Consider the following 19,867-nt stretch of genomic DNA (forward strand, 5'->3'; position numbering starts at 1 on the left):
GTTTCTTCATGCAGTTTAGAGCAGTTGATTGATGCAGAGAGCAGTTGACAAGTTAAACGATGCGATTCAACAACTCTCAGAACAAGTTTGAGGTATGAAGTGGGAGCATTCAATTGAAACCACGAGAATATAATTTAATAGCATGAAAAAAATACAGTTTGGAAGAAGGGTTCATATCCCAAGTATGGTTCTACTGATTCTTAGTCTGACCCAGAGCTCTATTTATGGGCAAGGTAACAGCCGAAATCTTGTGCCGAAGGCTACGGGGACTGAAGGCACACTCTCATTCAGTGATATTCCGTATCTCAAAGAATCATTTATTGATGTATCTCCCATGGATGGAAAGGACGGTATTTGGGTAGGTGAATTAGGTGTTGATGGTGGTAAAAAGGAGATGATTGTCGAGTTAGCCCAGGAGATTGCAGATGGTCAACATGGCAACTTCGATAGCTTCCTGATTCTCCACAAGGATAAACTTGTATTTGAGTCCTATTATTTGCGGGGTCGTATCGATTTACCTCATCCACAAGCATCTGCGACTAAAGCCTACACTTCCCTCATTCTCGGTCGTGCTATTCAGCTCGGGTATCTCACCATGGAGGACCTTGACAAGCCGTTGATTAGCTTTCTTAAAGATCTGGACCTGACCAAACTTGTTGATGGTGCAGAAAGAATTACGCTACACGATGCATTGACTATGCGCTCTGGTATGCGACTGACCAGTCAGCAAAAGGAAGAGTTCGAGAAGAACCCAAATCAGTTAAAGGGGCAAGGGTTGGTGCAGACCTACCTCGAAAATACAGAGCCTATTACCTCCGCATCTCAGAGTTTTAAGTATCAGGATGATCCAATACTGATAATGCAGGTTATTGATGCTGTGGTTCCCGGTTCGGCAGAGGAATTTATTAAGGAAGAACTCCTCGATAAACTGGGTATTACAAGATATAATTGGCAGCTAAATGTTAGCGGGGTGCCGGAAGCAGGTTGGCTCACAAGTATGACATCTCGTGATATGGCCAAGTGGGGCTTATTAACTACCAACAAAGGCAAGTGGAATGGTGAGCAGTTGGTACCCGAAGCATTTATTGACAAAGCGGTGAATAGAATTGTGCTTCAGGCTGATGATGAAAATTTCTCTGACTATGGGAGTGTTTCCAATATCGGTTATGGCTATTACTGGTGGCAGGCAGACTTAAAAGCTAATAATAGGAGCTACTTCAGTACATCTGCCCAAGGGGGTAGCGGGCAATATATCGTTTTAATTGATGAGCTTGATTTGATTGTGGTTACCACGGTGCATCATTTGGAAATTAGTGTCTTACAGTTGGTAGCAGAAAGGGTTATTCCGGCTTTTGCCAATTAAGTCTTAGTAGGAAAAAGGTGCAGCATAGAAGGACATATGAAAACAATTAATAATATCTGTATACTGGTATTTGTCTTATCTCTGAATACCAGTTTTGCTCAGGAGAATGATAGAGGGAATCAAGATTACCCTGTTCTGACAGATCGCTATTTCGGTGCAGAACCTCCTGGTCTGGTACCCAAACTTTTCGCTCCAGAAATTCTTTCTCCTGATGGTCTTTTTGAGGGAGGCAGATATTCACCTAACATGAGAGAATATTACTTCACCAGAAAAAATGGTAAGTATAAAGAGCGAACATTTTTTGTCATACGATATGAAAATAACAGGTGGGGCAAGGAGTCTGAGACCCATATACACTATCCAAGTTATTCAAAGGATGGTAATGTTATATACAGAGGAAATAAATACAGAGATCGAACCGCGACAGGCTGGTCCGAACTAAAGAGTATGGGCCCACCCTTTACTGATAAGCTTATCATGGGAATATCTGTTTCCGATAGAGGGACTTTCTTTTTCGATGAGTTTGAACGGCCTGATACTGTCGGTGCAATCAGCTATTCTCTCTTCAGAGACGGTAAGTATGGGCCAAGGCAAAAAATGGGAGAGGAAATCAATACCGGATCATGGATTGCTCATCCCCATATAGCTCCGGATGAATCTTACTTAATGTGGGATGTTCGAAGAAATGATGGATATGGCGGTTCTGATATTTATATCAGTTTTCGGGCACAAGATGGCTCCTGGTTACCAGCGATGAACATGGGAAACCAGATCAACACAGAGCTCAATGAAAGTGGTGTTAGTGTATCTCCTGACGGGCAATATCTGTTTTTTTCGAGAGGAGAATGGAAGGAGAGGGAAGATGGAAGTACCTATTGGGTTGGAAAACCTTACTGGGTGGATATTAAGGTTATCGAGGACCTTAGAACCAGGTGACTTTATGTGTTCATATAAGTAAGTAACGAAAACATTATTGTCCCCCTTTTCTATTCTTTCAACTCCAACAAAACCACGTTCTCCATATGATATGTTTGTTTGGCTGAAAAACGCTCATTAGAGGCCTTAAGAGGTTTTTTTAACGCTGGAGGCTAGTGCGTGGACAAGTTTCAGACAAAGCCATGTACGTTTCTCAGTGTTTTCTCAACTCAGTTGGGAAATAAATGGGAAATGCTTCTCATCTTTTGAAAAAAAAGGAATGGATGAGAAATAAGGAGTACATATACTCAATGAATATTGACAGGCCAACGGTTTGGCTAAGAAACGTGCGGGTTTTGGAATACGTATTTATCAGCCGAGAACTGAGTTTTGTTATGTGTTAAAATGTTCATTTTACTATGTCAGCACGCATGTTTTCTTAGCCGATGTTACCTGCCGTTTTATTTTTCAAAGTCAGTCTGTTGCTCATAAAAGGTCTTGATAAAGTTTTGGAGAGTTGTCTTCTCATCAGTTCCCAATGTCAATACATTACAAGCACCAATATGAATAGCTTTCCCAATCATGTAGTTTATTAAGTCCTTTGCTTTGGGGTCAACATTGTTCCTTGAAATATCTGGAATGAATTTTCTGGAATTGATATTAGATATAATAATATTTGTCTCAAAAATTGAAGCTGAAACAGGGATGTTGAAACGGAAATCCTTTATAAGCACACTTCGCATAAAAAGTTCTTTTCTTTTTTCGGGTGTCCTCCACCAATAAAAACTGCTGTCACGGTCTGTTTTGTCAAAAGGTAAATACAAATCATTCTTCCTTCCCTCAAAGAGTGTGATTGTTTTTACAAACACCTTTGTAGTGCAAGATTCTGAATGTCCGATTTCCTCTAACTGCTCAAATCCGAACTTGTCAAAAATGCTTTCGTTCCTGTTGAGGGTTTCATTAGAAAGAGAACCTTGATACTCCTTCGGAACAATGACAGAAATCCAAGTTAGTTCTCTATCCATTTTTTCAATTACTTCGTCAACGTCATCATTTGTAAATTTCATTCCGCTAATAAAGTCGTCCTCTGATTGGGATTCTACCAAAGGAATTGAAAGGTACTTTATCTCTTTCTCGTTAATATAATCGTCAATGTTGAGCATGGAAAAATCATCAACTTCTAAAAATCCTTCTTCGTCATTATAACGGTAAAGAGTTCCTGGAAAATCAATTTCCTCAAACTTTTTAATAAAGGCACTTTTGTTTTTAATCAAAGCATAACCTTCAATGTCCTTGAGATAGTCTTGAAGTTCAATTTTTACAATCCCTTTGGCGAGAGGAGTTGATAGAATAATAGGATTGTTAATCTTAGCAATTTGCTTTGCGGACTTGTCTATCAATTCGAAGTCAATTCCGTCTGTAAGAAAGTAACTGTCTAAAAATGCTTTTACGTTTTGCGGCTTGTTATCAAAAACCTCAATGAAGTTTGTGTAATTTAAAATAACCTCTGTGCCGTCAAATTCTACATCTTCTGTTTCTGTTAATGATGTCCACTCATTTCCCTTTTCAAGTTCAACCAGGTATTTATGTTTTGACTTATAATGTCTGGTTAAAACTTTCACTTCATCAGACAACATAAAACACGAAAGAAAACCAATTCCAAAGTTTCCGATTGGCTTGTAGTCAAAATCTTTTAGCAAGAAGTCTGTAGAGTTGTAATAGGAAACACCAATGTTCAAGAAATGCTTCTTGATTATGTCCATTGACATGCCTGTACCGTTATCCTTGATTACGGCTAAATTTCTCTCTTGGTCTAAAATGACTTTGATTTTCGGCTGATAGGCATCTTGTCCAAACTCCTTCTTTTGTTCCTCTGTTTCTTGTCTTATCCTACAAGAGTCAAGAGAGTTTTGAATGAGTTCTCTGAGCCCTAATGATTTACTACCGTAAATTTTCTCTCCCATGAGCAAAGAGCTTATTGCCCTGAACTCCAAAGTCATTTTGTAATCTGAAAAGGTGTAACCTTCTGTCTGAATATTGACTTCGGGAATAGTGTCATAAACCAAATTATATTGAGCTGGCATACCATTAACTAATGCGGTAGCATTAGTTAATTCATTTTTTACCCAGCCAATATAGACAAGGATTTTTCTGTGTATACTTGCATTAGTTGCCTTGCCATGAAAGACAACTTTTTTCTGTTGTGTTTTTTCGTTGATGACTATTTTCTCATTGTTGGAGATTACGAAATGTTGTTTCCATTCTTCATCGCTTACTCCTTTCGGAGAAATCAGTTTGTATAAATTGTAAGGCGTTCGGTTTCCGTCAATGTCAAGAATGTCTGCCAAACGAAGTATAGCGGCAATGAACTGCGGATTAAATGAATAGTCGCCCCTAACTTCATTTGTCCTCAAATTGGCTTTTATCCAGTCATAATCCTCTGTATGGGCTTCGCAGATTAAAGCAAGTTCTTTGGTAAAATCAAGTGAGGTCAGCTTTGGGATTACTAATTTGTCTTTTAAATTTTCACGAATATATCTGCCAGACAAAGAAGCATGGATTCTCCTTACATATTCCTGTAATGCCAATACTTCATTGCCTCCCATGATTTTTTTCATTGCTGAAAACTTCACTTCGCAGAAGGGAAATGAATCTGCCTTTATAGAATTTATATCTTCTTCACTTACTGCCATTCCGATGTCATGAAGGAGAGCAGAATAAATCATTAGAGTAATTTCAAGTTCGCTTAGCGTGGCGATGTCGCCAACCAACTTGCTCATATACTCCATTATCCTGAAAGAGTGTCCCGTGTTGTGAAGTGTGTAGTGTGGGAAAACATGTTGCACCCTACTATTTAAAATGTCTTTGACTTGTTCATAGACTTCTTGAATCTTAGGAAGAAAAGGACTGTCAATACTTTTCAAGTGTTTGATAAGTGTCAAGTCGTCCATTTTGAAGTCTGTGTCAATGTTCATTCTATTTCAATTGATTAGCGCATGTTGTGTCGTCCAAATGGCAGGCAACGTTTATATATAAACAACTTAGCTAAATAATACTTTTTAACCATCTAATATGGAGGTTAAACGCTATAGTGATAATACCATAGCTATATATTGTTCGTTTATCAAAAAAGTTGAAGGTGATCTTAACCAACCCATAATAGAACTCTCTGAAACCGATCTCCATAGTTATGTGTATAATCAAATCCACAATAAGAAAGTCTCAAGGTCGGCTCAAAAGCAATTGGTTAATGCTTTGAGACTATACTTTCTGGAGGTGGACACAACAGTATTAAAATAACTATGATTTATACGCATGTAGCAGAACAGAGCCTGCTTTTAGTACAAAGCCCTTTCGATGATTTTCAGATATAGTGTTGTGGCCAAATTCTAGCCGTTCAGCCTACTAACTCTAACAAGCAGACGCATTCCACATGATGAGTCTGAGGGAACATATCTACCGGCTGTACTCGGGTTACTTTATATTTGGCATCAAGGAGAGATAAATCCCGGGCTTGGGTAGCAGGATTGCAGCTGACATAAACGATTTTCTTAGCCTCAATTTTCAGCAGCATGTCCACTACATCCTGATGCATACCTGCTCTCGGAGGATCAGTAATGATTACATCGGGTCTGTCATGATTCGACATAAACTCATCGTTAAGCATGTCTTTCATATCTCCGGCATAGAAGAGTGTATTGGTAATGTTATTGATTTCGGAGTTCACTTTAGCATCCTCAATGGCTGCCTCAACATACTCGATTCCAACCACCTGTTTTGCCGAATTGGCCACAAAGTTGGCTATGGTTCCCGTGCCGGTATAAAGGTCATATACTACTTCATTCCCTGTAAGCCCTGCAAATACCCGGGCTACTTTGTAGAGCTCATAAGCCTGCTCAGCATTGGTCTGGTAGAACGATTTTGGTCCTACCCTGAACTCAATACCCTCCATCACTTCTGTGATATAAGGCAGGCCATGATAAACTACAACCGGTAAATCATGGAAGGTTTCATTGGGTTTGTCATTGATCACATATTGCAGCGAAGTGATCTGAGGAAACTCAGATTTCAGAAACTCAAGCAGCAACTGGTTTTTATCATCCTCATAGGCAAATTGTACAATCACCATCCACTCATCTTTCACTGAGTTTCGGATGATCAGGTTCCTGACATTGCCTGTTTTCTTGACCAGATCATAAAAGGGGATGTCATTCTCTTTACAGAAGGCTTCCGTGGCGAGTCGAATAGCATTGGAGGGATCGGGCTGATGGTAACAATTCCTGATCTGTAATATTTTGTCAAATCTGCCAGGAATATGAAAGCCTAAGGCTCTGCGGTCAATCTCTTCTCCGCTTTCAATTTCAGACTGTGTCAACCACTTCCAATTGGTAAAGGTATATTCCAGCTTGTTGCGATAGTGTTTGGTATGAGTTGAACCCAGAATGGGCGTGATTTCCGGTAACTCCACCTTGGCAATTCTTTCCAGGTTATCTACCACTTGTTGATGCTTGTATTTCAGTTGCAGCTCGTAAGGAATATGCTGCCATTTACATCCACCGCAAGTGCCAAAATGCTCGCAGAATGGTTCAACCCTATCCTTCGAATAAGAATGGAATTTCACAGGGGTTCCCTCCATAAAGTTGGGCTTCTTTCTGGTGATCAGTACATCAACCACATCACCCGGAGCGGCCTTCTCAATAAAGACCACCTGATCGTCTACCCGGGCGATACATTTACCCTCGGCAGCGATGCCTTCAACCACTATACTTTCCAGCACTTTCCTTTTACCCCTGTATTTTGCCATGGGGCAAAGGTAATTGATTTGAATATTAAATAATCGCTCCGAATTTACCCTTTAGGTAGATTTTTATTGGGTTTATAAGTCTTTGAAACTCACTTGTTGAGCTAGAAAAGTGCAAAAAATAACAACTTTCGACATGTTTAAATTAAGGGGAATTGTGAACTTTGATTGTCTTATTAACGAAATGGACTAAGGCCTACGTTCATCCCGACTATCTACTATCTAATATAGCCCTGTCTGTTGAGGGCGCATTTACATTTAAAAACTAATCTGTTATGAGGAAAATTTTATCATGCTTAAGCGTGGTAGTCATGCTATTCTATGCATCGACTTTAGCCGCGCAAAATAGGGTCATCACAGGAAAGGTGACCGGATCTGATGACGGACTACCGCTTCCGCAGGTGTCCGTGTTTGTCAAAGGAACAAACAATGGTATTCCAACCGACCTGGAAGGTAATTACCGTCTCACTGTACCATCAGGCGATGCCGTTTTGGTATTCAGGTATTTGGGTTATGTCACTCAGGAAGTTACGGTTGGAGACAAGACTGTTATCAATGTAGTCTTGGTTCCAGACATAGAGTCCTTGGGGGAGGTAGTAGTAACGGGATATGGTGAGTATGACAAGAAGAAGTTTGCCGGTTCAGCTGCACAGGTTACTTCAGAATCTGTCAAGGATGTTCCCATGTCTAACTTCGAGCAAATTCTGCAAGGACAGGCTCCGGGGCTGTTGGTACAAAGTAGCAGTGGTCAGCCAGGTAGTGCTGCAGCCATTACTATCCGTGGAGTCAACAGTATCAGTTCCAACACAACGCCACTATTTGTGGTGGATGGTGTGCCTGTTTCTGCTGCTCAGTTTGCTTCAATGAATCCTAATGATTTTGAATCTACCAGTATCCTGAAAGATGCTTCGGCTACTGCCATGTATGGTTCAAGAGGGGCTAACGGGGTAGTGGTGATCACCACTAAGAAAGGTAAGCCGGGAACAACTGCTTTCACTTACAGCTACCAATATGGCTGGAATAAGCAGCTGACGAGAGATGACTTCCTTCCCGTAATGAATGGTAGAGAAAAGGTAGATTTTGAATTGCTCACCGGAGGAGGTCCATTGGATGGTCTTTCTACTGAAGTACTCAACCAATTGAGAAATGTGGATACTGACTGGGTACAGGAGATCTTCAGAGTTGGTCAACTCCAATCTCATGAGATCACTGCTTCAGGAGGTAATGAAAACACTACTTATTATATCTCAGGTAACTATTTCAATCAGGAAGGGCACGTAATCAATACAGGTCTTGACCGATATACGCTGAGAGCCAACCTGAAGAATACCTCAGGTAATTTCAACTTCGGTACTAACTTCTCTTTAGGTTATACCGAGCAGCAAACCACCAGAGAAGGTGATGCATTCATTGGTTCTCCATTGAACGCCATTTATTGGGCTAACCCTTACGAGACGCCATATGACGCGAATGGCGATTATACCCAAATCAGAACAGGTCAGCCGAATGCTGTACAGGAGTTGTTGGAAAATCCAAGAACCAATAACACGGTAAGAGTTGTGGCCAATGTGAACATGGGTTATGATTTCCCTTTCATGCCTGGCCTGTCGCTGAATACCAACTGGGGTGTAGACTTCAGAGATGCTGAATCAAGAACCTTTATCGATCCGCTTACTTACTCAGGCCAGCAAAGTACGGGTAATCAGGGTAGCCTTGGAAGAGGAAACAGCAGAACTGCCTCTTTTGTAGGGACTAACTCATTGAACTATGAGACTACTTTCGGTGATGATCATGAATTGAACGTAGGTCTCTATCAGGAGATCAACTACACCGATTTCAGTTCATTCAACTTTACAGGTTTCGGCCTTGTAGGGAGATTGGAAAATGAAAACTCAATTACAGCCGGTACCAACACCAACGGATTTATTCCTACGGTAGGAGGTAATGGAGTACAGAGTTCATTGGCTTCATTCTTCATGTTGGCTGATTATGGATTTAAGGATAAGTATTTCCTTAGTGCCTCTGTAAGAAGAGATGGCTCATCAAGATTCGGAGATAACAACAAGTTCGCTACCTTCTATTCTATTGGTGGTTCATGGTCAGTGTCTGATGAGGACTTCCTAAGCGGCAATTCTACCATCGATAACCTGAAGCTTCGTGCTTCTTTCGGTACAGCAGGTAACCAGAATATTGGTGACTTCGGGTACATTGCTTTGGTAAATACCTTTACTGGTAACCCTTATGACGGCCTGCCAGGTAAGACTTTAGCTAATGTGCCTAACCCGAACCTGAAATGGGAGACTAAGCAATCATTCAACGTAGGTATTGACTTCGGTATTCTTGCCAATAGAATCAGTGGTAGTGTCGATTACTTTATTGATGATACCAAAGACCTGTTAATGAGTGCTCAGCTTTCAAGAACGACCGGTTTCACTTCTCAACTGCAAAACGTTGGACAGATCAGAAACTCAGGGGTGGAGATTGCGATTAAGACAACCAATATTCAGTCAGGTGATTTCACCTGGGAAACTCAGGCCAACTTCTCTTATATCAGGAATGAAGTGGTGAAATTAGCCGATGGTCAGGATATCATCGGTGGTACCAGCATCATCAGAGAAGGAGAGCCTATCAACAGTACTTTCGTAGTGCCTTATGTAGGTGTAAATCCTGCCAATGGTGACGCCTTGTATCTGGATATTGATGGCAATATCACAAACCAATATGATCCGGACGATAGAAGAGTAGGTAAGCCAAGACAGGCACCTTACTTTGGTGGATTCACCAACACTTTCCGTTACAAAGGCTTCTCAGTTTCAGCCTTCTTTAACTGGGTTTATGGTAACGAAGTGTATAACAACGAGAGAACCAACATTGAAAACCCAACCTATTTTGTTGATGGTATGGCAGCTTCATTGCTGAATGCATGGCAGACTCCTGGACAAATCACTGATGTTCCAAGAATTCAAACAGTGAATGGTTTAACAACCAGTCCTTTCCAATCGGCCACTACCAGATATATCGAAGATGGTTCTTATCTCAGATTGAGAAACGTAACCGTAGGCTACAACCTGCCAAGTGCATTGGTTCAGAACTGGAGCTTAAAAACGGTTAGAATTTATGTGCAGGGTCAAAACCTGTGGACTTCAACCAAGTTCACCGGAGCCGATCCTGAGACAGCGAACGGTGCCTTTGTAGGTGCGGTGTATCCGGCTCTTAGAACATACACTGTGGGTCTGAATGTTGGATTTTAAATTATGAGGACAATGAGAAAGCATATATTATTTATAGCAGCACTGTTGTTTGTTTCAACAGCCTGCCAGGACTTTGTTGACATTGAACCGCAATATCAGGAAGAGATTTCCAACGGTTTGGTTGACATAGAAGATTACGAAGGAGCCACAATCGGTATTCTTTCAGCCATGAGGGCGAATGCCTATTATGGTTCAACCTATGGCTCTCTGATGGATATGATGGGTGAAGACCTGTATGAAACACCAGAGTCACTAGGTAACAGTCGAAATATGACCGACTGGATTTATACATCGGCTAACGGTACCATTTCTGGTGCCTGGTTAAGAATGTATCAGGTGATTCTGAGAGCCAATACGGTAATTAATGGAATCGATGATGTGGAGGAAGATGTAGCCGGAAGAAAGAACAGATTGAAAGCCCAGGCATTGGCCCTAAGAGCCTATGCTCACTTTGATTTGTTGAGAGCTTTCGGACAGTCTTACGACAGAAACTCTACAGAACTTGGTGTTCCTGTTAAGACAGACATTGAGATCAGTTTACCGGACAGAGCCACTGTTCAGGCCACTTATGATCAAATCTTTGCTGATTTGAATGATGCCTTAGGTCTCTATGATAACATGGATATTGCCGATGCAGATATTCCGACCACCTTCTTTAGTAAGTTGGCTGCTCAGGCTTTACTGGCAAGAATTTCATTGTATGCCGGTCTGGATTCAGATGCAGTGAACTATGCAACACAAGTAATTAATAGCTCAAGAACCGGGTTGGTTTCCAGAGCTAACTATGGTCTTGTCTGGACTCAGGAAAAAGTGGATGGATCTTCTGTAGACTCAGAAGTGGTTTTCGAAATTGCTTTCACTTTCGGTCAGGATTCAAGAATTGGTTCACCAATTTACTTCGTGCCTAATAACAGGGTAGCATTCAGGCCTTCAACCCTTTGGTTAGACCTGTTCGGTGCTACACCATCTGATGATGCTCGTTACGGTGCATACGTTAGAGCTGACTCCAGAAGAGGAGGAGCTATCATCCCTAGCAAATATGAGTCAAACGATGGTTTCTTAAGCTTCAAAGCTTTGAGACTTAGCGAAATGTATCTGATCAGAGCGGAGGCTTATGCTAATCAGAATATGAATACAGAAGCGTCTGCCGACCTGAATACTTTGCGCGCTGCCAGAATCGATGGATATGTAAATGAAAACCTTACGGGAGCTGCCTTAATGAACGCTATTAAGGTAGAAAGACGTAAAGAGTTGTTTATGGAAGGACATCGCTGGTTTGATGTAAGAAGATATGGCGATGGAATTAACAGAGGACCAGACTTTGCTGCTCCTGCTGTAACTCAGTCTATTCCGGCAGGTAACTTCAGGTTTGTTTGGCCAATTCCACAAGATGAAATTGACGCCAATCCAAGCATAGCGGATCAGCAAAACCCTAACTATTAAAAAGAAACGCGATGAAAAATTTAATGAAGAAAATATTTGTCGGTATCCTGATGGCCGGAGTAATCGGCTTCTCAGGATGTGAGGAACAAGACTTCTTGTTCGATGGACCTCACTTCGTTTCGTTTACTCAGTCATCCATTTCATTGAGTGAGAATGCTGGTGCTCCGGTAGGAGCCGTTGTGCAGATCTCGCAGAAAAGAGACTTTGATGTACAGGTTTCTTTTGAAGTGAATGCTGAAGGTGCAGTGGCTGGTCAGGATTACAATGTCCTTACTACAAGCCCTGTAACTATTCCTGCTGGTCAGTTTGAAGTGCCGATTATGATCGAGCCAATCGATAATACTGACTTTGAAACAGAAGCCAGAAAGGTGACTTTTACCATAACCTCCGTTAGTAATGACATAGGGGTACAGGTCAATGAATCAGCAGAAGTAAACATTGTAAATGATGACTGCCCTTCTAAATCTAACATCTGGTGGGGCAACCTTACCATGGTGGATGTTGGGTTTAGTACAAACCCTGGTGTTGGTAGTGCCAACAGCAATGGTGATTGTGATGTATTGGTAATTGAAGGAGACTTGATTGGTGGTGGAGCTTCCGCACCGATTACTTTCTACCTGACTCCATCGACAGAGGGAGCTTCAAATGGAACCATAGAGGCACCAAAAGGTCTGTATGACTGCTGTGCAACGGCCTATGAATATGAGGCCGAAGGTACATACGATGAGACCACACAGACGATTAATCTGGACTATACCTTCTTTAGGGCCGATGGTTCAGTGTTCTGGACGGGTCAAACCATTATTACACCGAATTAGTAGATAGATAGTAATAGAAAAAAGGAGCCTTCATTTTGGAGGCTCTTTTTTTTGCCAATAGTTCGGATGAGCCAATCGTTTTCATAAAGTCTTAGCACTCAGGCATGTCATTCTAAGCAGAAGTCCTACCTTTGCGGGCTTAATTCTAAAAGCATGACTTTCAGAGAAGCCTTTTCCATTATTGATAAAAACAGAGTTAGTGCCAAAAGCGATATTTTCTCAGGATTAACCGTGGCTTTGGCCCTGGTTCCCGAAGCTGTGGCTTTTGCCTTTGTAGCAGGAATTTCTCCTATTATTGGCCTCTACGGAGCCTTTATGATGGGATTGATTACTTCTATTTTTGGAGGAAGGCCCGGAATGATTTCAGGAGCTACAGGTGCCCTCGCAGTAGTAATGGTAGACTTGGTGTCTGAGGGTGAACAGATGGGAGAAGGTTTTGGCTTACAATTCCTTTTCGCCACTCTTATTCTGACGGGGATCATTCAAATGGCTGCAGGTTTTCTCAAACTTGGTAAGTTCATCAGAATGGTGCCGCACCCAGTTATGATGGGTTTCGTGAATGGTTTGGCTATTGTGATTTTCATGTCTCAGTTGGGCATGTTTAAGTCGGGAGGAGAATGGTTGGCAGGAGCTGATTTGTTCGTTATGCTAGGTCTGGTACTGCTTACCATGGCCATTATGATCATCTTACCTAGAATTAACAAAGGGATACCGGCTGCTTTAGTAGCTATTTTGGTGGTGTCAGCCATTGTTATTTTTGGCGGTGTAGAAACCGCCACGGTAAAGAGTTTTATACAGGATGGTGGCGGTGATGGCATCAAGGCAGGGCTACCATCATTTAATGTGCCTTTGATATCGCTGAACTGGGAGACGCTGGAGTTTATATTTCCCTATGCCTTTATTCTGGCTGCTATTGGTTTGATTGAGTCTTTGATGACCCTCAACCTATTGGATGAGCTCACCGAAACCAGAGGCAGCGGTAACAGAGAATGTATTGCTCAGGGACTGGCGAATCTCACCAACGGATTTTTTGGAGGAATGGGAGGTTGTGCTATGATTGGTCAGAGTATTATTAATGTGAAGTCTGGAGGAAGAGGAAGACTGTCTGGAGTAGTAGCGGCTGTGGCCCTGTTAGCCTTTATCCTCTTTGGCTCAGAATATATAGAAATGGTGCCCATTGCCGCGTTGGTAGGCGTAATGTTTATGGTGGTGATTGGAACCTTTGCCTGGAGTACCTTCAAGATTGTCAATAAAGTGCCAATTACAGATGTAGTGGTTATTTTACTTGTAACGGTGCTCACTGTATTTCTTGATCTTGCAAAGGCAGTTTTAATCGGGGTTATTGTCTCAGCTTTAGTATTCGCATGGCAAAATGCTTTGAGAATTAGGGCTAGAAAATTTCTTGATGATCATGGTATTAAACATTACGAAATCTTTGGACCTCTTTTCTTCGGTTCTGTAAGTCTTTTTAATACAAAGTTTGATTTAGAGGGAGACCCTAATGAAGTTATTATTGATTTTAAAGAGTCCAGGATCATGGATCAGTCTGCTATCGAGGCGATCAATAAATTGGCTGAACGATATCAAAGAGAGGGAAAGACTATTCACCTACGGCATCTTAGTAAAGATTGCTTAAGACTGATAAAAAAGGCAGAAGAGATTTGCGATGTGAACGTTCTTGAAGATCCGGATTACTTTGTGGCGATCGACAACTTCAATAAATATAAGTCTGCAGAGGCTTAATCTGACGATTGCTTTATCTTTAAAAAATGAAAGACAAAGTAGTCATCATCACTGGTGGATCATCAGGAATAGGAAAGGCACTGGCTATCACATTTGCCAAAATGGGTAGCAAAGTGGTCATCACCGGAAGGAACGAGGCCAGGCTCAATGAAGTAGCAGAAGAACTCGACCAACTCCAAGCACCAAACCTTTGCCTAAAGCTCGATGTGGCATCAGAAGCAGACAATAAGCACCTGATTGAAGAGACTGTCAAAGTCTTTGGAGGTCTCGATATCCTCATCAACAATGCTGGTATCAGTATGCGGGCACTGTTCGAAGAGATTGAACTCGATGTCTTTAAAAAGGTGATGGATATCAATTTCTATGGGACTTTATATGCGACCAAATATGCCTTGCCGTATATCCTCAAATCCAAAGGCTCGATCGTAGGTATATCATCCATTAATGGATATCGTGGAACCCCAGCCAGAACCGCTTATACAGCTTCGAAGTATGCCATGAATGGTTTCTTCGAGTCGCTACGGACCGAGGTGATGCATAGAGGTGTACACGTTCTGGTAGCCTGCCCCGGTTTTACCGGAACCAATATCCGCAATGCCGCCCTGACTGCTAATGGTACATCTCAGGGTGAATCTCCTCGCGATGAAGGTAAAATGATGACAGCCGAAGAAGTGGCTGACGGTATTATCAAAGCCATTCAAAGGCGCAAAAGAGATATTGTGTTCACTACACAAGGCAAACTTGCAGTATTCCTCAACAAATGGATGCCGGGACGAATGGACAAGATTGTCTTCAATGTTTTCGCGAAAGAACCTGATTCTCCCTTTGGGAAGTAGTTGATTTGTAAATTGGGTAGTAGGTTTCCAATATGAATCCATTTAATAATGACAATCTAAATGAATATGCTTTTATCTCTAATCTATGTGATTCTAAAGAGTGGAGGAGAAGGCATTTTTTATCAATGATTGGGTATTGGGTAGGTTTTGTATTTGTATTGTTGAATGTTAGTAGTAGAAGTGCTGGTACTGAATCTATCAGCATATTGGATTATCTTGGACTACCTATTGGTTTCGGTTTAGTAATCGGATTTGTGGGAATTTTATTACTTATATTTTCATTTATTATTGGGTATTACGACTATCGAAAAGGTAAGATTATTATTTCGAAAGATGGCGTGAATATTAAAGGAGAGCAATTTTCTTGGAGCAGTATTAAAGCTTTTCATTTATCATTGAATGAAAACGATGGTAAACCTGTATATGGAAAGCGAAGCTATAAGACTGGAGGAAGAAATTTTATCCAGTTTAGCAGTGAAAATCGAATACATAATCATGAGTTCTATATTTCAACAAACACTGAGGAATTGAAGTTAAGAACTGCGGTAGAGAACTGGGTGCCCTAACTAGTTGATTTCTGTTTTCCGATTAACTGATCACTGATACACTAATAACTTTTCCCTATTTTCGGATAAGTCTGTAACAGCACCAATGAAGGACATACTCCAGTCATACCTCAAGCGACTCACCAACCTTTCAGGTAACAACAGGTCATTGCTTTTACTGAAGTTGAATGTGGAGCAGTTTATTGATCTGCATGATCTGGACCATGTAACCGGTGCTCCATCCTGGCAAATCATGGAGCAGTTGATTACAAAAAAGAGCCAGGTGAAATTGGTGCCTCAATCCGATGCCAGAGATGAGTTATCGAATAAAATTGCCTCTCGATTAAGGAAACTCAACAGAAGGGAGCGATTCCTATTTGAAGAGTCCGGTGCCAGAGATATGTATGTGGGCTGGCCCTTCGTAGAAGGTAAATTCAATGACGGCACTTTTTTCAGAGCACCACTCTGTTTTTTTCCTGTTGAGCTACAACTGGAAAAGGAACACTGGACACTCTGCCTGAAAAAAGAGGTAAACATCAGTTTCAACAAGAGTCTGCTGCTGGCTTTCAGTCATTACAATGAAATTCAACTGGAAGAAGATCTGGTAGAACATACATTCGATGACTACGATAAACACGCAACTACTTTTAAGAATCAGCTCTATGAGCGGATCTCAGAAAGCAGTATCGACATTCCCTTTAGCAGAGAGTTTTATGCCGAACAGCTGGAATCATTTCCTAATATGGTTAAAGACCAGCTGGAACAGAACTATGATGTAGGAGAGCTGAGCCTGAAAATGCAGGCAGTTCTGGGTATTTTCCCTCAGGCTGACTCGTATCTGGTACCAGACTACGACTTTCTTTTGGACAGAGAGCAGTACGATTCTCTCGATGCATTTTTTGAAGAGAAGGTAATGGGTAGTCAGGCACCTGCCAATGCCAATTTTGACCCTCAAAGCTTCTTTCTTCATTCGGTGAAGGAAGACGAGACATTTACCCCTTATCCGCTCGATGCTCATCAGGAGAATGCACTGAAAGCTGTAAAGAAGGGGAACTCAATAGTGGTTCAAGGCCCTCCCGGTACCGGCAAATCACAACTAATTTGTAATCTGGTAGCAGACTTTATCGCCAGAGGGAAGAAGGTTTTGGTGGTCAGTCAGAAACGAGCTGCACTAGATGTTGTCTACAATAGACTGAAGCATAATGAAATCCATGAATTTGCTGCGCTGGTTCACGATTTCAAAGCAGACAGGAAGGAAATCTATGATAAAATAGCTCGTCAAATAGAGCGCTTGCAGGATTACAAACGCAGTAATAACAACCTCGATGCCCTTCAGTTAGACAGGCAATTCAGGCAGTCCAGTTTGACCATTGAAGAACATGTCGAACATTTTGAAGAGTACAAAGCTGCTTTGTTTGATAATTCGGAATGTGGATTGTCGGCCAAAGAACTTTACCTGACCAGCAACCCTGAAGCCGCGCATATCAGCATGGTGCAGGAATATGCAGACTTTCACTTTAATCAACTGGAGAAGTTCAACCGAAAGCTTGACCTATATTTCGATTATGCGAACGAGTTAGATGTTGCTGGTCATCCCTGGTCTGACAGGGTTAGTTTTGCCGGTTTTAAGGCCAGCGATTTGCAGGAAATTCTGGCCTGCCTTGATGAAATTCCAAAAGAAGCCAGTGCCATTACTAAAGAGGTTTCAAAAATCATAGGTGAGGGGGTTGATTATGATGCCTGTCGAACTATCAGTGAAAGCCTGGAAAGGTTGAGGGAGATCAATGCCTACCTGAAGAATGAAGAAATCTATAAGCTCTTTCGTCCGATGACCGCATTCCCCAATGCACAGACGGAGTTGCTTTGGTTGAAGAATACCCGAAACCTGCTCAACAAGTGTTTTGAAGGGAATGGAGTAGAGCAATCTATTTCGCCCAAAGAAATTGGGGAGGTTCAGCAGATTTTGAAACAAAGATCTGACGCTAAAACCTCTGCCTGGAAGTCATTCAAATGGAGGTTTTCCAAGGAGAAACTGCGGCTGGCCAGAATTCTGGTAGCCAACGGCCTTCGCGATGATAAGGCTGCTCTCCAGGTCCTGACTGAGCGGATTGATAACCGACTCAACCTGCAACACCAACTCACTAAACTCCGCAGTGTTGGCTGGATTGATTCTGTGCCCAAGACACTTTCGCAGGAAGAGATTAACCATTGGATCGATCAACTCGAAATGGCCGTGAATGGCAAGCTCCGCTTTAACTCCTTTGCCAACTTCAATGAATACTTCAAACTCAATAAGCTTAGTGCTAAGGAATTCAGGTCTAAGATCAAGGAGTTGAGAGAGGCTCTGGAATCCCTGCCGGGTAAACGTAAGCGATGGAATAAATACATTGAGCCTCCACAGATTGACAGAATGCTCGCGGATGAAGATTTTCTTAAGGCTCTGAGAAGAACAGTTAAACGAGACTTCGAAACACTTTGTGAGCTGGATAAACTGAGAGATTCTTTCACCACCAACGAATTGGCCATAGTAGATCGACTTACCGATTTGCAACTTGATTCAAAGAAGGAACTCCTGGAAGTGTTCGACAATAGCTTACGTCTCGCCTGGATCGATCACCTTGAAAGTAAAAGCCCCGTTTTAAGAGCTGTTTCCACCCTTAAGTTCGATAAGATGATTGCGGAGCTTCAGCAGGCCGTAGAATTGAAAGCAGAAGCCAGTAACCAGATTTTGCTTCAAAAGGCGAGAGAGAGAACCTATGAAGGGATTGAGTTCAACAGGCTCAATAATATGGTGACCTATCGCGACCTCTTGCATCAGGTAACCAAGAAGCGAAGAATATGGCCAATCAGGAGGGTGATCAATCATTTTTATCAGGAGTTGTTCAACCTGGTGCCTTGCTGGTTGGCTTCTCCAGAGTCAGTTTCCGCTATTTTTCCCATGGAGCCGGTTTTCGATCTGGTCATTTTTGATGAGGCCAGCCAATGCTTTGCTGAGAAGGGAATACCGGCAATTTACAGAGGTAAGCAAGTGGTGATTGCCGGAGACGATCAGCAGCTTAAACCCAATGATTTATATAGGGTAAGGTGGGAAGATGAAAGTGAAGACATGGCTTTAGAGGTAGAGTCTTTACTTGAGTTAAGTAGAAATTTTCTGATGCAGGTGCACCTGAGAGGACATTATCGAAGTCAATCCAATGAGCTGATTCAGTTTTCCAATGAGCATTTCTATGATAATAAATTGAATATGCTACCGCACTTTGAGGTAGCCAATGGAAATGAACCTGCCATAGAGTACATCAAGGTAAAAGGAGAGTGGGAGAAGCAAAGCAATCTGGTAGAAGCGCGTGAAGTAGCAGAGGTGGTGAAAGCTTATCTAAGAAAGAAAACTTCCTACAGCTTGGGTGTAGTTACTTTTAATGCCGTTCAGCAGGGACTCATCATTGACTTACTTGAAGAAGAAGGCTTAATGAATGAGGCCAGCCTCTTTGTGAAGAATATTGAGAATGTGCAGGGCGATGAAAGAGACGTCATCATATTCAGTACGGCTTATGCACCAGATGCCAGGGGTAAATTTCATGTTCAGTTTGGAAGCCTGAATCAGGCAGGGGGAGAGAATAGGCTCAATGTGGCCATTACCAGGGCCCGACAGAAAGTAGTAATTGTAACCTCAATCTTACCTTCACAACTGAAAGTGGAAGATACGAAGAATGAGGGTCCCAAATTACTGAAGGCATACCTCAAGTACGCCAAGGCAGTATCGGATAAAGATTTCAGCTTGACCACTGTGTCAGATAAGGCTTTCGAGCCGGAATGGTATCTCAAGAAGAAGCTGTCAGCTTTTGAAGGAGACTTACCTGTGAAAATGCAAACAGACTCGGTTTATGCAGACATTGCCCTGACTCGAAGAAATAAGTATCTCGGACTGATTTTCACGGATGACAGTTCATTCTACAATAGCGCTTCTGTAAAGGAAACCTTTGTTTACCGTCCTGCTTTGCTCAATGACAAATCATGGCCCTTTCGAATGATGCATTCACGCGATTACTGGCAGAATGGTGTCAATGTGAAGGATAAAATCAGCAGATTCATAGAGTTGGTTGAGGGGTAGGTCTAATCATACAAGAGGTTCATACCGCTTCTACGGAGCTACCA

12 protein-coding genes are annotated in these 19,867 nt (G+C 41.9%); 10 read left to right on the top strand and 2 right to left on the bottom strand.

The features are described 5' to 3' along the window. Window positions 1–142 precede the first annotated feature (142 nt). Both ACOOEY_RS13360 and ACOOEY_RS13365 read left to right on the top strand, forming a co-directional pair. Window positions 143–1,363, top strand: coding sequence for a serine hydrolase domain-containing protein (locus tag ACOOEY_RS13360; RefSeq protein ID WP_420385220.1), 1,221 nt, complete (start codon window positions 143–145; stop codon window positions 1,361–1,363). Between the two features lie 36 nt (window positions 1,364–1,399). Further along, on the top strand, window positions 1,400–2,299 hold the full coding sequence (locus ACOOEY_RS13365) for a hypothetical protein (protein ID WP_420385221.1): 900 nt from the start codon (window positions 1,400–1,402) through the stop codon (window positions 2,297–2,299). A gap of 440 nt (window positions 2,300–2,739) precedes the next feature. On the opposite strand, the gene ACOOEY_RS13370 is transcribed toward ACOOEY_RS13365, so the two are convergent. Continuing rightward, window positions 2,740–5,253: an HD domain-containing protein gene (locus tag ACOOEY_RS13370; RefSeq protein WP_420385222.1), complete on the bottom strand. Its 2,514-nt coding sequence runs from the start codon at window positions 5,251–5,253 to the stop codon at window positions 2,740–2,742. Window positions 5,254–5,350: 97 nt separating this feature from the next. Between ACOOEY_RS13370 and ACOOEY_RS13375 the strand changes: the two genes are divergently transcribed. Then, the gene (locus tag ACOOEY_RS13375) at window positions 5,351–5,578 is read left to right on the top strand and encodes a phage integrase N-terminal SAM-like domain-containing protein (protein WP_420385223.1); all 228 of its coding nucleotides are present in this window, start codon (window positions 5,351–5,353) and stop codon (window positions 5,576–5,578) included. Between the two features lie 97 nt (window positions 5,579–5,675). Here ACOOEY_RS13375 and rlmD read toward each other — a convergent pair whose 3' ends face one another. Beyond that, on the bottom strand, window positions 5,676–7,082 hold the full coding sequence (rlmD, locus tag ACOOEY_RS13380) for a 23S rRNA (uracil(1939)-C(5))-methyltransferase RlmD (protein ID WP_420385224.1): 1,407 nt from the start codon (window positions 7,080–7,082) through the stop codon (window positions 5,676–5,678). Between the two features lie 272 nt (window positions 7,083–7,354). Between rlmD and ACOOEY_RS13385 the strand changes: the two genes are divergently transcribed. The 7 genes from ACOOEY_RS13385 to ACOOEY_RS13415 all read left to right on the top strand — a co-directional run bounded on the left by ACOOEY_RS13385 (window position 7,355) and on the right by ACOOEY_RS13415 (window position 19,823). Further along, window positions 7,355–10,330 carry a SusC/RagA family TonB-linked outer membrane protein gene (locus ACOOEY_RS13385; RefSeq protein WP_420385225.1) on the top strand — a complete coding sequence of 992 codons (2,976 nt, stop codon included), beginning with the start codon at window positions 7,355–7,357 and terminating at the stop codon, window positions 10,328–10,330. A gap of 12 nt (window positions 10,331–10,342) precedes the next feature. Then, window positions 10,343–11,773, top strand: a complete 1,431-nt coding sequence (locus tag ACOOEY_RS13390; RefSeq protein ID WP_420385226.1) for a RagB/SusD family nutrient uptake outer membrane protein — start codon at window positions 10,343–10,345, stop codon at window positions 11,771–11,773. Between the two features lie 23 nt (window positions 11,774–11,796). Continuing rightward, the gene (locus ACOOEY_RS13395) at window positions 11,797–12,591 is read left to right on the top strand and encodes a hypothetical protein (RefSeq protein ID WP_420385227.1); all 795 of its coding nucleotides are present in this window, start codon (window positions 11,797–11,799) and stop codon (window positions 12,589–12,591) included. Between the two features lie 153 nt (window positions 12,592–12,744). Further along, the gene (locus ACOOEY_RS13400) at window positions 12,745–14,334 is read left to right on the top strand and encodes a SulP family inorganic anion transporter (RefSeq protein ID WP_420385228.1); all 1,590 of its coding nucleotides are present in this window, start codon (window positions 12,745–12,747) and stop codon (window positions 14,332–14,334) included. Window positions 14,335–14,360: 26 nt separating this feature from the next. Further along, window positions 14,361–15,170, top strand: coding sequence for an SDR family oxidoreductase (locus ACOOEY_RS13405; protein ID WP_420385229.1), 810 nt, complete (start codon window positions 14,361–14,363; stop codon window positions 15,168–15,170). Between the two features lie 32 nt (window positions 15,171–15,202). Further along, window positions 15,203–15,736 (top strand): hypothetical protein, encoded by a 534-nt coding sequence (locus ACOOEY_RS13410; protein WP_420385230.1) that lies wholly within the window; start codon window positions 15,203–15,205, stop codon window positions 15,734–15,736. Between the two features lie 85 nt (window positions 15,737–15,821). Next, complete coding sequence (locus tag ACOOEY_RS13415; RefSeq protein WP_420385231.1) at window positions 15,822–19,823, top strand: AAA domain-containing protein; 4,002 nt, start codon at window positions 15,822–15,824, stop codon at window positions 19,821–19,823. The last annotated feature ends 44 nt before the right edge of the window (window positions 19,824–19,867 follow it).

It is taken from the genome of Roseivirga sp., assembly GCF_965216855.1.
GTDB lineage: Bacteria > Bacteroidota > Bacteroidia > Cytophagales > Cyclobacteriaceae > Roseivirga.